This window comes from Bradyrhizobium sp. WSM1253 (assembly GCF_000244935.1).
Lineage (GTDB): Bacteria > Pseudomonadota > Alphaproteobacteria > Rhizobiales > Xanthobacteraceae > Bradyrhizobium > Bradyrhizobium canariense.
The window spans coordinates 5,666,986-5,680,568 of sequence record NZ_JH600073.1; the positions used below are offsets into that span (position 1 = coordinate 5,666,986).

The following is a 13,583-nucleotide window of genomic DNA, read 5'->3' on the forward strand; positions in this document are numbered from 1 at the left end:
CATGCACGCTTTTCCACGACTGATGCTGGTCATCGCGATAGCCGCATTCCCGGTCATCTCGACTTATGCCGCCGAGCCCGAGAAGACAAAATTGAAGATCGCAGTGGGGTCACAGATCCTCAACTATATGCCTCTCGAACTTGGCGTGAAGCTGGGCGCCTTCAAGGAAGAAGGGGTTGACGTGACCGTCGAGAACTTCCAGGCCGGTGGCTCGAAGGCTTTGCAGGCGTTGATCGGCGGCTCGGTGGACGGGACCGTCGGCTTTTATGATCACACCATTCAGATGCAGGCCCAAGGCAAGCAAATTTCCTGCGTGTTCCTGCTCAATGACATTCCCGGCGTGTTGCTCGGTGTCCGCGGCGACCTCGCTGACAAGGTCAAGACGGGTGCCGGTCTGAAGGGCCTGAAGCTCGGGATCACGGCGCCGGGGTCCTCGACCGATACCATGGCGCGCTACTACATCAAGAAGTCGGGATTGGGCTCGCGCGATGTAAGCATCATCGCGGTTGGCAGTGGTGCACCCGGCATGGTGGCGCTCGAGGCCAAGAATATCGACGCGCTCGTCTATTTCGATCCGATTGCGACCCTTCTCGCGCGCAAGAAGAGTGCGACACCGCTGTTCGACGCGCGCACGGTCGAAGGCTCAAGGCAGGCCTTTGGCGGAATCTATCCGACCGCGTGCCTTTACCTTCAGCAGTCCTTCATCGACAAAAATCCGGAAACGGTCCAGCGCCTCGTCAACGCCTTGTTCAAAACTCATCGCTGGATCAACACGGTTACGGCGGAGCAGCTCGTCGACGCGATGCCTCCTGCATACAAGACCGACAATCGCGAGGTGAACATCGAGATCATCAACGCGTCGAAAGCGCTGTTCTCGCCAACCGGTCAGATGGACATCGACGCGGCCAAGATCCCGCTGGCTGTCCTAGGCGACTTTGATCCGAAGATCGCAGCCGCAAAGATCGACCTGATCAAGACCTTCACGAATCGATTCGCGGAACGTGCTGCGCAGCAACTGAAATAAGTTGCGTACTAAGCGCTCGCTATTGGATCACCTACAAGAAGGCTCTTCAGATGTCTCTGCCGCTAGCCGGTATCCGCGTTCTCGACCTGTCAAACGTGTTGGCGGGTCCGTTCTGCGGTTACCATCTTGCGCGCCTTGGCGCGGAGGTCATTAAGGTGGAAAATCCGAACGGCGGCGACCTGGCGCGGCGCCTCGGCGCGGATCCGCAAAGAGCGGAGCGCCTGCAGGGACTCTCGTTTGTTGCTGTGAACGCCGGCAAGCAATCGATTGCACTGGACCTGAAATCGGAAGCGGGCCGCGAGGTGTTCTTGCGACTGGTCAAGGATGCCGACGTGGTGCTCGAAAACTTCCGGCCGAAGGTGATGGAACGCCTTGGCCTCGGCTTTGATGTGCTTGTCAGGCTGAACCCGCGTCTGGTCTACTGCGCGATCTCCGGCTTTGGGCAGAGCGGACCGTGGTCCGCCCGTCCGGCCTATGACCAGATCGTCCAGGGTCTCTCCGGAGCCATGAGCGTCACCGGCGATATAGCCTCGGCTCCCCTGCGCACGGGCTTTCCGATCTCGGACACGATTGCGGGACTGACTGCTGCGTTTGCTATCGCCGCGGCTCTGGTCGACCAGCGGCATAGGCAACGGGGTCGGTTCATCGACGTGTCCCTGCTCGAGGCCACCATTGCGGCGATGGGATGGGTCGTCTCCAACCACCTGAACGCCGGGATCGAGCCGCAGCCCATCGGCAACGAGAACTTTACCGCGGCTCCCTCCGGCACGTTCCGCACCGCAACGGGCCCGCTGAACATTTCCGCCAACGAGCAGAAGCAGTACCAAGCCCTATGCGACCTGATCGACCGACCGGACCTGAAGGCGGATCCACGCTTTGCTGGACGCGAGATGCGCAAGGTCAACCGCGCTGCGCTGAGCGCGGAGTTGAACAAGGCATTGAGTTGCAAGCCCGCTGAGGAATGGGAGGCCCAAATGAATCTGGCTGGTGTCCCTGCCGGCCGTGTGCTGACGGTCTCGCAAGTGTTGCAGCAGCCACAGGTCCTTGAGCGCGGATTCGTCGAGACTTTGGCGCCAGAACAAGACGGTGCGCAGCCGTTACGAATCACGCGGCCGGGGTTCCGGCTGGATGAGGAGTTTTCGGTGCCTTCACCACCTGCGACGCTCGGAGCAGACACTGAGCGATGGCTGCAGCGGCTCGGCTATTCGTATGCGGAGGTTGAGCAACTGGTCTCAAGCCGAGCCGTCGGGACGCCAAAGCAAGGAGAGGCTGATTTCCTGCCCGTCCGCGTAGCCACGGACGGACCGATATCATGACATCCGACGGCTTGCGTCGGTTGGCAATCGGCAGGTTGAAAGGACGGAACTGGAAATGAGCGAAGAAGAACTGAGACAGCAAGCGGCCAGTTGGTGGCGAACCTCCATTTGCGATATCGCGCCAGGTCGCATCGCCTATCGGGGTTATCCAATTGAAGATTTGATAGGCCGCGTTTCCTTTCCCGCCATGATCTGGCTGATGTTGCGTGGCAATCTGCCGACGCCAGCACAGGAGCAGCTGCTGCAAGCTGCGCTGGTTGGATCCGTTGACCACGGTCCGCACGCGCCCTCCATTGCAATTGCCCAAATGGCGGTGAGCTGCGGCCTGCCCCTGAATGGCGCAATGGCCTCGGCAATCAACACGCTCGATGACGTGCATGGCGGAGCAGGGGAGCAGGCTATCGAACTCTACGAGGATGTGCTGCGACGGCGCCAAGGGCGAGAGATCGAGCAGGCCGCTGGCGCTGCAATCGACCATTTCACCGCAACCCGCAGCAAATATCTGCCGGGCTTCGGCCACCGGTTTCATCCAGTCGACCCGCGCGCGGCCCCGCTATTGGCGCTGGTGGATGCCGCAGCTGACGAGGGCAGTGTCGGCGGCGATTATGCCAAGGCCGCTCGCGCGATCGAGCGGGTGATGCAACAGCGCAAGAGCAAGCTCATTCCGATGAACATCGATGGCGCGACGGCGGTCATTTACGGCGAACTGGGCTTCGCCTCTCCGCTCGCGCGGGGGATCTTCTGCTTGTCGCGCGCGGTCGGAATCCTGGCTCACGCCTGGGAGCAAACTGGGCGCAACGATCGCAACAAGGGCCCAATGCCCAAGCAGTTCGGCTACAAATACGAGGGCCAGCCGCGTCGCAGGCTGGAAGGCGCATCATAAGCATCTCGAAAACCCGCCCAAGCTGATGGAGACCAGCGTGTTCTCGTCGATGCCGGCGGAGTTTCGTCGCCCGGGTGTTTCTTCGGAATGGGCAGACGCGAACCGCGGGGCATATCCAGTAGATTGTTTCATCGAGGGACCGTCGTTCGACCAGTCCGGGAATCTCTATGTCGTCGAGATCCCCTTCGGCCGCATTTCCGGATTTCACCGGAGGGCGTCTGGTCTTTGATCATCGAATACGACGGCTGGCCGAACGTCTGAAGGTTGCTCCGGACGGCCGGGTGCTCGTGTCCGACTATATCAACGGTCTCCTGGAGCTCGATCGACAGAGAGGGACCATCCGGCCGTTGCTGGGCCACCGCAATTCCGAGTCCTTCAGAGGCTGCAACGACCTGCATATCGCGACCAAACGCGACATCTCTTTCACCAATCAGGGCCAGACTGGATTGCACGATCGTACCGGCCGGGCATTTCGACTGTGCCCTGACGGCCGGATCGACTGCTTGATTTCTAATGGCCCGGGCCCGAATGGCCTGGTGCTCAGTCCGGACGAGACCGTAATGTACGTTGCAATGACGCGCGACAATTGCATCTGGCGCGTACCGCTGATGCGTGATGGCGTGGGGAAAGTCGGACGATTCAGCTGGTTCTTCGCGACGAGCGGTCCTGACGGACTGACGGTCGATCAAAAAGGGAGGCTCTTTGTCGCGCATGATTCCCTCGGCCACGTCTTCGGTGGGGCCAAACGGCGAAAGCGGTCCGCTTGCATCCAGTCCTGCGCAGGGTGGAAGCTGCACGAATGTCGTATTGGACGCGGCACTCGGCGCATTGCTCATTACGGAATCTTCTACCGGATCAGTGTGATGGCTGATCTCGCTCACCTTCCTCGAAATTCGCCAGCAGGCGTGGCAAGGTGGTGCGGAATCTTTTCACGCGCCGGTCCGCCGCACCAAGCTGCAGGAATGAGTGTGGTAGACGACTGGCTAGCCAGTCGCCGAGAGAATGTAATTGGTGACGAATGGATGGCGTTTGTGTGCGGTGATCTCAAACCAGAGCCGGTAATCGCACTGCATGGGAAGCGCAAAAGAAGGATTTGTAATGCTGGGTCGGGCTCCGCCCGGAACGGGCGCCGCCGACCTGTCGCCTTTTGGTCGGGCGGGTCGCGGTATCGCTTCCCACAACGCAGAATGATTGATCGCCGATATTTTCGAACGTTCTCGCCAAGAAGGCCGAAGAGGTAACCGCTCGCGGTGGGAGTCAGCACCGCATCAGCGTCAAGGTTCTCGATCATGCTTGGCCGCGACGCACGCGTGAAGCGTTCGTTTTGAGAAGCAACAAGCCCAGGATTTACTGCTTGAAGGACTTTACCGATAGCACGCTAGCCCAGAGCGCTTTAAGTGTGTGGCGCAGAGGTCGTACTACTGTCAGAGCCTCTTGCGCGCGCGCAATCCTCCAACCCGATAGCCCCTCTCCTCGTAGAAGTGGCGTACCCGTTCTAGGGCCGGATAACCATCCGGAGGCAACGTAACCTCAATCATCTGCCAGCCGCGTCGCTTCGCCTCCGAATCTACCGCCTCGAGCAGATGCCGACCGCAGTCAGAGCTCCGGAAGTCACGAGAAATCCATAGCTCCTGAAGCACGCCGTACGCTCCGGCTGCTCTCACGGCCTGTACGGCCGAGATGCTAGCTACCCCTACAATCTGCCCGGTGCCTTGTTCCTCAACGACAAAAATGAAGCCCTGTTCGGGATCCTGAATCAGGCGCAACGCCGCCTGCTTCGCGCCTTGAAGGCTGAACTCCGGTCCGGGGCCACCTAACTCGGAAAGTAGCTCTTCGACCGCTTTTGCGACCGCGTTCTCATCTCCTGGCACGCTCTTGCGCAAAGCCGTGCCCGCGCTGGACGTGCCTTGCCCTTCAGCACCAACACGAACACCCGACCTGGCCCTCTGGGGGAAATTCATGCTCAGGAGGATACAGAAAACGCAATTGAGAGCAACTATCAGGCTCGGTAGGAAGCAGCACGTCCACACTCGCTATAGGCAACAGAGCTGAGGTAATTGCAAGCCATTGCCGTTCTCAGAATCGACTGCGGCTTGAGCAGCTGCGAACTCATGATGGACTGCCTTCGATTGGAAAACATATCACGGCACACGCCGGTCATGCCGATCAAACATTCGTAAGAGTGATTGCCGATCGTCGCTCACGAACTACTCGCTTCAATAAATCGTGCGCCACGATGATCGCAGCGCCATAGAGCGTCAGCTCGGTGCGTGCGAAGGAGAGATTCCCACCTCGCGTGCGTCACTCGTACTTGAGCGAAGCGCGACAGGTATCATACGCGTGCGTCCGATAAAATCGTCTGAGCAAGATGGCGAAAGATTTTGCACACCAATGCACTATCTTAAGCTTATCTCGAACAATCGAAAGATATCGGGAAGCACAGCTTGTTTGGACCTTCGCTCCTCGTTTAAGGCACCGTCACGGAACAGGAGTGGTTGCGATGGAACATGGGCAGGCCGAACTGGTCGGAGGGAAACCTGTGATCTTCGGGCAACGTAAGGTGCGACCGCGGGCGTGCCTGGCCGTCGGCAAGCGGCATCTGCGCGCCTTTCTACGGGATGTGCTGGAGGATATGGGGTTTGTTATCAGCGAATGCAGGACTGCTGACGAGTTGCCGCACGTACTCCGCACGGAGTTCCCTGATCTGATCCTGCTCGGCATTGGCTCGGACCGCATCGAGCCTGGACGATTGCTCGAGATACTGGTATGCGAAGAGTTTGCAGGCCGAGTGCTGGCGTTCGGAGCGCGCGAGTCGATCATCATGGCGGCAGTGCAGCAGGTCGGTAGTGAATATGGACTTGCTATGCTGCCGCCGCTCAGGGCGCCGTTTGCAGCCGAGACGTTGCGCGATCGGATCGGCATGCTCTTGCCAAGAGAGCCGGCGCCCCGTCCCGCGGTCCATGTCGGAGAAGCCTTACACGCTGGCTGGCTTGAGCTCTGGTATGAGCCGAAGTTTGACGCGTGTACCCTTAGCCGCCGCGGCGCCGAGGCTCATGTGCGAATGCGGCACCCGACCTGGGGCGTTGTTCCACCGGCCTATTTCATCCCGGAATCTCACGATCCGCATTTTAGGAACTTGTCGCAGTTCGTGATCGACCGCGCGATCAAGGATTGGCAGTATCTTCTGGAGCAGCAAACTTCGATCGATCTCTCCATCAATCTCCCGGCAGCATTCCTGATTGACCCGCAGGCGGTACGCGATCTCTGTCGGCGCATGCCGTCGCACGCCGCTTTCGGCGGTTTGACGATTGAAATCGAGAGCGTGGAAGCGATCCAGAACCTAGATCTCCTGGTCGAGGTTGCGCGTGAGGTTCGCTTTCACAACATTGGCCTTGCAATCGACAATGTCGGTGCCAATTGGCCGCAGCTGATGGGGATGACAAAATTCCCGTTCATGAAATTGAAAGTAGATCGTCAGTTCGTCGGCGGCTGCGCGAATGGGCCCCTCAAGCGAACGGTGTGCCGCCATATCGTCGATCTAGCCAAAGAGTACAATGTGCGCACCGTCGCCGAAGGTGTGGAGAGCCAGGCTGACCTAATCGCTGTGGCCGAACTCGGCTTCGACCTTGCGCAGGGCCATCTGTTCGGAAAAGCCATGCCACTGAAGCAATTTGCACAGTCATCTTTCAACCCTGCTCCAGCTCGTCCAAAATAGTTGTGAGTGGCTGAGTGCGGCCAAGCGACGCTCGCGAGCACCGCCATGCCTACTCGGCACCAGGCATGAGGCTGAGCGCAATTCAGTCGGTCTGCAAGGCCAGTGTCGCTCGTCCCGCAGCACTTCATTTCCCTCCGAAGCTTGTTATACCACAAGCCCGTTTTGGCAAGCCTCCAGCGAGTCCTCCGCGCAGCTAGCGTTGCAGCCATGAGCGAGGCTTGCACAAACCTCCAGTCGGGGTGTGTGACCGGAGGTTTGCCGAGATCCGACGTAGACCTGCGTCCGTTCGCGGGTTTTTGTCGCCGCCGGTGGAGGAAGCGTCAGCCTCGCTTGCCCCCGCGCTGACGTGCCAAACAAACCGACGGACGCTTCCAGCGTCAAGTCGCGACTGACTCTCGCAAGAGGGCCCGATAGCTCGTAGCCTGAAATTGAAGCGACCTGTTGCTGTCGCAGACGCAACATGGTCTCAGACCCGGGACAGCCGAATTGGGCAAATTGCCCAACATTGAGCGCGTCTGCGTTTGGCACGGCATTTGAAAGGGATCGCCCATGGCATCGCTCGCCTAAGGAGTCGGAAGGCATGGCTTACAAGATCGTCGCTTCGCAATGCACCGTTTGTGGCGCATGTGAGTTCGAGTGTCCCAACGCGGCGATCAGTCTGAAGCGTGACATTTACGTTATCGATGCCAAAAAATGTACGGAGTGCGAGGGCCATTGCGACACGCCGCAATGCGCGGTGGTCTGTCCGGTCCCTGACACCTGTGTCCCGTCCAAGACAGGATAGGCAGCCCGCGACCAAAAGGCCTCATCGCTCGATTTCGCGAACGAAGTTGTAGATGTGGGACCTTGAGGAGACCACGACCGCATGGGGCGCATCGAGGTCGATTAACATCGTTATCAGCTTAAGACGCTGAGCGACGCCGAGGAACCCCTCAAAGGGCTCTGTCGGAGGACACCGTCGAATTTGTCACGAACAAGGACAAGGCCCTCGATGCTCAGTGGCCGCGTTACGGCCTATCGTCACTGGCGGCGAGTCGAGGCGAGGCAGACCCGGCGTCGAGCGGCCACGGACGCATCGAAGCCGGCGCAAAAGTCGCTGAGCACGTGAACACCTAGTGCACCGAGAAGATCATCTTGGCCAACCTCACGGAGGCGGACGACCTCGTGCCTGGTCGCGGGCCCGCCGAACACCAAGGAGCCGACCTGATCATCCGTTCGGTCCTGGAGCAATCCGGCTTTCGAAATTTCTAGGGAGCCTCGTGGGCTGTGACCAAACGGATGCCGGCCGAGGATGATCGCACCTTCCTGACGCGCAGGTTCGAAAAGTTGCTGACGGAAAAGGTCGCCTCCTCGCGATCACACAGATACCGAAAGCCGCCCGGGTTCGTTCCGGTGGTGGAGCTCAACCGTTACGCGAGCAGGGAGCGAATGCATTTCAAAAGCGGAGCCTCCACAGATCCGGGCGTGTTCACTAGGCCGCGAGCAAGACCGTCTTACCTGCCTAGTGCGCTCGTAATCGCTTGGGCAATATCGCAGCGAGAATCGGTAGGTTGACGCATCGATCCTCGTGCGCATAATTCAAGCCGTCGCGGTCTCCGGATTTCGTTTGATCCGGAGCTAAGAGGGAAGCCGGTGCAATGCCGGCGCTGCCCCCGCAACTGTAAGCGGCGAGCCGCTGTCCAACGAAGTCACTGAAGCCATGCGGCTTCGGGAAGGCCGGACAGCAGCGACGACCCGTGAGCCAGGAGACCTGCCTCGACAAGATATCGTCCACGGGCGGGGCGTCCCGGTGTGCGCCAAGCAGTTGTCGCTCACGCGATGTTCGCTGTCTGCGTCCGCCATGGCCTTTGCCCCAACATGGGGTCTAAGCTATGTCAATCCTTTCGCTTCCCGTTGCCACACTGGGGACGTCACGCATCGGCCCACGACGCGAACTCAAATTCGCGCTCGAGAGCTACTGGGCGGGAAAATCTAGCGAAGCCGAGCTCCTCGAGGCGGGGAGTGGACTTCGTGCCGCTAATTGGGCACGGCAAAAATCCCGCGGTGCGACCGTCATTCCTTCGAATGACTTCTCGCTCTACGACCATGTGCTCGATACCAGCCTAATGGTCGGCGCCATTCCCGACGTTTACGGCTGGAACGAAGGTCCTGTGTCGCTCAAAACCTACTTCACCATGGCGCGTGGCGCTCAAGACGGTGGTCACGCTCAGCATGGGCCCGGCGTAGCCGCACAGGAGATGACGAAGTGGTTCGATACGAACTATCACTACATGGTGCCGGAATTTCACCAGGATCAGATCTTTAAGTATGCCTCTCGGAAGCCGATCGAGGAATATGAGGAGGCAAGAAGCCTCGGTTATCAGACGCGGCCCGTCCTAGTGGGCCCAGTCACTTTCCTGAAGCTCGGCAAAAGCGTAAATCCCGCATTCAATCCGCTGTCGCTGCTTGATCGACTCCTCCCCGTCTATGTCGATGTTCTCCGCGAACTAGCCTCGCGCGGCGCTGAATGGGTTCAGCTCGACGAGCCATGCCTAGTGATGGACGTCGACGAAGCATCTCGGGCCGCTGTCCGCCGGGCCTATGCTCATTTCGCTAAGGCCGTGCCGGCGCTTAAAATCATGCTGGCCACATACTTCGGGGCTGTCGGCGACAATCTTGAAACAGTATTGGCCTTGCCCGTTGCCGGGGTTCATGTCGACCTGGTTCGTGCACCTGACCAGTTGGACGCGATTGTCGCCAGAGCAGGTAGAGATCTAGTGGTCTCGCTCGGTGTCGTTGATGGTCGCAACGTGTGGCGCTCTAATCTGCCGGCGCTACTCGACCAACTTGCTCCTATGGTCAAAAAACTGGGCAGGGACCGTGTTCAGATTGCCCCCTCCTGCTCGCTGCTTCATGTTCCGACCGATATTGAACTAGAGATCGATCTCGATCCCAATCTGAAGACGTGGTTGGCGTTCTCAGTGCAGAAGATCAAGGAACTTTCGATATTGGGCAAAGCGCTGGCTGGCCATGCTGCCGACGTGGCCGATGAACTCACGCTCTCAGAGGATGCATCCGTCACCCGCGAAACATCGCCGAAGATCCACAGTGCGAACGTCGCCGGACGAATGGCCGCGATCGACGATAGCATGCGTCGCCGTCGCAGTGCGTTCACCCAGCGCGCCGACGTCCAGCGCGTCGCCTTCGCATTGCCGATGTTTCCAACCACAACCATCGGATCTTTCCCGCAAACGGCGGACGTCCGCAATGCGCGTGCAGCTCATGCGCGGGGAGCGCTGAATGACACGCAGTACGAGCAGCTTCTGAAAGCGGAGACAGCCCATACCGTGCATTGGCAGGAAGATATCGGCCTGGACGTGCTCGTACACGGTGAGTTCGAGCGCAATGACATGGTTCAATACTTTGGCGAGCAGCTGTTGGGTTTCGCATTCACCAAGCACGGCTGGGTTCAGTCTTATGGCTCGCGGTGCGTTCGTCCTCCTATCCTGTTTGGAGATGTCTCCCGCCCGAAGCCCATGACCGTTAAATGGTGGCGACATGCGCAGTCTCTGACCAAAAAACCCGTCAAGGCTATGCTGACCGGACCGGTGACGATCCTGAACTGGTCGTTTGTCCGTGACGACATCCCGCGGAGCGAGACATGCCGACAGATCGCTCTCGCGATCCGAGACGAGGTCATCGACCTTGAGGCGGCTGGAGCGACCATGATCCAGATCGACGAGGCTGCGTTGCGGGAGGGATTGCCACTGCGCAAATCGCACTGGAAGGACTATCTAGATTGGGCAGTGGACAGTTTCCGTGTTTGCTCCTCCGCTGTCGCTGACGGAACTCAGATCCATACGCACATGTGCTATTCCGAGTTCAACGAAATCATCGATGCGATCGCAGCAATGGATGCCGACGTCATTTCAATCGAGGCGTCGCGCTCCAAAATGGAATTGCTCGACGCTTTCAAGAGCTACAAATATCCTAATGAAATCGGGCCGGGCGTCTATGACATTCATTCACCGCGCATTCCCGCAGCAGCCGAGATCAAGCAGCTGATTGTGTTGGCGCGGCAGCGGGTTTCCGATCGGCAGCTCTGGATCAATCCCGACTGCGGACTGAAAACTCGAAGATGGGAGGAGGTGCGTCCCGCGCTCGTCAATATGGTGGCCGCCGCACGCGAGTTGCGGGCCGAGGCATGATCGTACGGAGCGTGTCGCCAACCTATCTGTGAATAAGATGAACGCGCTTTGGGAGCTCGCGATAACCTTGCGAGCTTCCAAAGTTTCCAGCGCCTACGAATGCCGGTTTGCCCCGGCGGAGGCGATCGCATACAGCGGCGACAAGCTCGAATCCGGCGGACGACCGCATGCCGGCCATACCGATTAGGTGACATATTCCCAGTCACTTGCGCTCGACGCGAACCACGATCCTATCGCTTCATTTATCCATCCCATGGATGCGTCCCATCACAACAATCTATTTTACCGCCCTTGCGGAATTTCATACCTAATTTGCGCCTTCGCGCGGTCTTCGGGAAGATTTGCTGGTATTCGGCGGTGCCAAAATACTGGCGCGTGACGGCAAACTGACGGTTGTTTCAGGGCTCGGCAGTCAAACCGCCTGCGCGATGGATCCCAGCTCCGTCAAGGCGCTGCCCGTGCCAACCGGACAGCTGGCAAGTGGTGAGCAAGTCCTGAAGTTTACGACAGGAGCGGAAGGCAAGCGGCTCGCTAAGTTGTGCAGAGCGATATCCGCTTCTTGTTGTTTGACGGCGAGTGCCCTCGTCGTAAGTCGATCGCCGGTAGTCCTCCCTACCGACGAAAGCTGGAACGATGCGGAAAGCAGCGTCGCTCCCGCGTGACTTTCGCCCGGCCTCGCATTGAGGCCGGGCGGCTTTTTATGTGCCTGCTTATCAGTGACAGCAGGGGATCATTCATTTTGGCGTCATTGCGGGACCCCGGGTTCTTGGAGCGCATCTGTTGCTGTTCGGCAGGGCATGAGGGCCGGTGCTGCTAAGGCTATCTGTCTATTGAAGGCTTTGGTGTCGTGTTGGTGCGCGTCGGCAGTATCGGATATTCGATCTTAGGCAGCCGACCGGTCAGCGAATTCAGAAATGAGATAATGTCGTTTTCCTCTCTATCGCTAAGCTTGGTGCCGAGCTGGATTTCACTCATCAGGGCAACAGCTTGCTTCAGGCTCCAAACCTGTCCCGAATGAAAGTAAGGGGCTCGCAACGCGACGTTTCGCAATGGCGCCGCGCGGAAGACATATTCGTCGCCGACCGCCCTGGTGACCGCAAACCGACCCTTATCGGCGTCCGGAAGCACGCTGGCGTCCGGCTTTTTCATCACGCCGAACGGGAAGTAGGCCTGTCCACCGAGATTGATACCATTGTGGCAAGAGGAACATCCCTTCGCCATAAACAGTGCCAACCCTGACTTCTGCTGATCATCGAGAGCATGTGTATTGCCCTCCAGATACTGATCGAATGGAGCCGCAGGTGTAATGAGAGTCGCTTCAAAAGCCTCGATCGCCTTCGCAAAATTTTCAAAGGTGACCGGTCTCGCTTCGTTCGGAAAAGCGTTGTTGAACAAGACGACATAGCCGGGCATTGAGTTCAAGAGACCGAGCACATGATCTGGAGTCGCATTCATTTCGGCACTCGCCTGCACAGGGCCGGTGGCTTGCCTTGAGGTCCGCGGCGCGTCCGTCCCAAAATTGCGCCGCATTGAACACTGCGTTGTAGACAGTTGGGGCCCGGCGCAGGCCGACCTTCCAGCCGTGACCAACGGAGGTCGGACCGGCATCGACTCCGCCGGTGCCGAGATTGTGGCACGTATTGCAGCTAATGATTCCGCTCGCCGATAGCCGCGGATCGAAGAACAGCATCTTGCCAAGCTCGACCTTTCCATGCGTCACCGGATTGTCTTTTACTGCAGGAATGACCGAGGGGATTGGATGGAAGATCTGCTTGGCGTTTCTCATCAGATCATCGCCGGCGTTAGCTCCTGACGACATCAGCAGCCCAATAGCTAAAATAGATGCTTCAGCGACAAGCCGAAGCTCCGGGATTGACATGTTCATACACCGCCTCATTAGTTCTGATTGTTAAACGAGGAAACCGTCGAAAGCGATGCCACGCGTTCCTCGACGGTCCGGCGCAGCATGCAGCGGATCATCTGAAGCGAGGCTGCATCAAAATGTGCGACTTTGCAGCTGGCCGCCGGCGTTCACGCACGGGCTTGAGGGGCTTACGTGATCGCGAGTTCGCTTTGAGCTTAGATCGCGGCCTTTCTGTTGGTTCAGCCTAGCGCCTCAACGTTCGGCGTGATGGTCGATCTGACAACAACAAGTGTGTTGCAAGCAGGAAGCTGTCCGGTGGCCGCATCGGTGATCCATCGAGCGATTGGCTGGCCAATACGCTCCCGCAAAGTTGATGTATCCGTCTTACTCCGCTGGCCGCGCTCAGCGCTCACGGTGTCATTGGACAATTAGCAACTGCGATGCCAGTTGCGTCCGAGATGCAAGTTGCTGATTTAGTTGTAGAACGGGTCCGGACGAACAAACAAAGTCTGATGTCTTGGTGTGATCACTACATTCAGTGTCACAGATGCTACAAGGCGCCAGGCCCGGCTAGAGGTGATCGCAGATGCTTGT

At 58.7% G+C, this 13,583-nt stretch carries 10 protein-coding genes and 1 riboswitch; of the genes, 7 read left to right on the top strand and 3 right to left on the bottom strand.

The window, feature by feature from the left end; translation table 11 throughout:
- Position 1 precedes the first annotated feature (1 nt).
- From BRA1253DRAFT_RS28080 to BRA1253DRAFT_RS46260, 4 genes are all read left to right on the top strand, one after another.
- The gene (locus BRA1253DRAFT_RS28080) at positions 2-1,024 is read left to right on the top strand and encodes an ABC transporter substrate-binding protein (RefSeq protein ID WP_007599995.1); all 1,023 of its coding nucleotides are present in this window, start codon (positions 2-4) and stop codon (positions 1,022-1,024) included.
- A 50-nt stretch (positions 1,025-1,074) separates the two neighbouring features.
- The gene (locus BRA1253DRAFT_RS28085) at positions 1,075-2,340 is read left to right on the top strand and encodes a CaiB/BaiF CoA-transferase family protein (protein WP_007599997.1); all 1,266 of its coding nucleotides are present in this window, start codon (positions 1,075-1,077) and stop codon (positions 2,338-2,340) included.
- A gap of 55 nt (positions 2,341-2,395) precedes the next feature.
- Positions 2,396-3,223, top strand: coding sequence for a citryl-CoA lyase (locus BRA1253DRAFT_RS28090; RefSeq protein WP_007599998.1), 828 nt, complete (start codon positions 2,396-2,398; stop codon positions 3,221-3,223).
- A gap of 167 nt (positions 3,224-3,390) precedes the next feature.
- Positions 3,391-4,464 (top strand): SMP-30/gluconolactonase/LRE family protein, encoded by a 1,074-nt coding sequence (locus tag BRA1253DRAFT_RS46260; protein ID WP_371261337.1) that lies wholly within the window; start codon positions 3,391-3,393, stop codon positions 4,462-4,464.
- 183 nt (positions 4,465-4,647) lie between these two features.
- Here BRA1253DRAFT_RS46260 and BRA1253DRAFT_RS28095 read toward each other — a convergent pair whose 3' ends face one another.
- A complete protein-coding gene (locus tag BRA1253DRAFT_RS28095; protein ID WP_245285971.1) occupies positions 4,648-5,106 on the bottom strand; it encodes a GNAT family N-acetyltransferase in 459 nt (152 codons plus the stop codon).
- Between the two features lie 617 nt (positions 5,107-5,723).
- Here BRA1253DRAFT_RS28095 and BRA1253DRAFT_RS28100 point away from each other — a divergent pair.
- The 3 genes from BRA1253DRAFT_RS28100 (at position 5,724) to metE (ending at position 11,125) form a co-directional block, all read left to right on the top strand.
- A complete protein-coding gene (locus tag BRA1253DRAFT_RS28100) occupies positions 5,724-6,938 on the top strand; it encodes an EAL domain-containing protein (RefSeq protein ID WP_007600000.1) in 1,215 nt (404 codons plus the stop codon).
- 580 nt (positions 6,939-7,518) lie between these two features.
- Positions 7,519-7,722 carry a 4Fe-4S binding protein gene (locus BRA1253DRAFT_RS41835; protein ID WP_007600001.1) on the top strand — a complete coding sequence of 68 codons (204 nt, stop codon included), beginning with the start codon at positions 7,519-7,521 and terminating at the stop codon, positions 7,720-7,722.
- 788 nt (positions 7,723-8,510) lie between these two features.
- Positions 8,511-8,711: riboswitch (cobalamin riboswitch) on the top strand.
- A 98-nt stretch (positions 8,712-8,809) separates the two neighbouring features.
- Complete coding sequence (metE, locus tag BRA1253DRAFT_RS28110; protein ID WP_007600002.1) at positions 8,810-11,125, top strand: 5-methyltetrahydropteroyltriglutamate--homocysteine S-methyltransferase; 2,316 nt, start codon at positions 8,810-8,812, stop codon at positions 11,123-11,125.
- A gap of 819 nt (positions 11,126-11,944) precedes the next feature.
- Here metE and BRA1253DRAFT_RS45370 read toward each other — a convergent pair.
- The gene (locus tag BRA1253DRAFT_RS45370; protein ID WP_371261338.1) at positions 11,945-12,538 is read right to left on the bottom strand and encodes a cytochrome-c peroxidase; all 594 of its coding nucleotides are present in this window, start codon (positions 12,536-12,538) and stop codon (positions 11,945-11,947) included.
- Positions 12,474-13,010, bottom strand: coding sequence for a cytochrome-c peroxidase (locus tag BRA1253DRAFT_RS45375; protein WP_245285973.1), 537 nt, complete (start codon positions 13,008-13,010; stop codon positions 12,474-12,476). The genes BRA1253DRAFT_RS45370 and BRA1253DRAFT_RS45375 overlap by 65 nt, the downstream gene beginning before the upstream one ends.
- Positions 13,011-13,583: the final 573 nt, after the last annotated feature.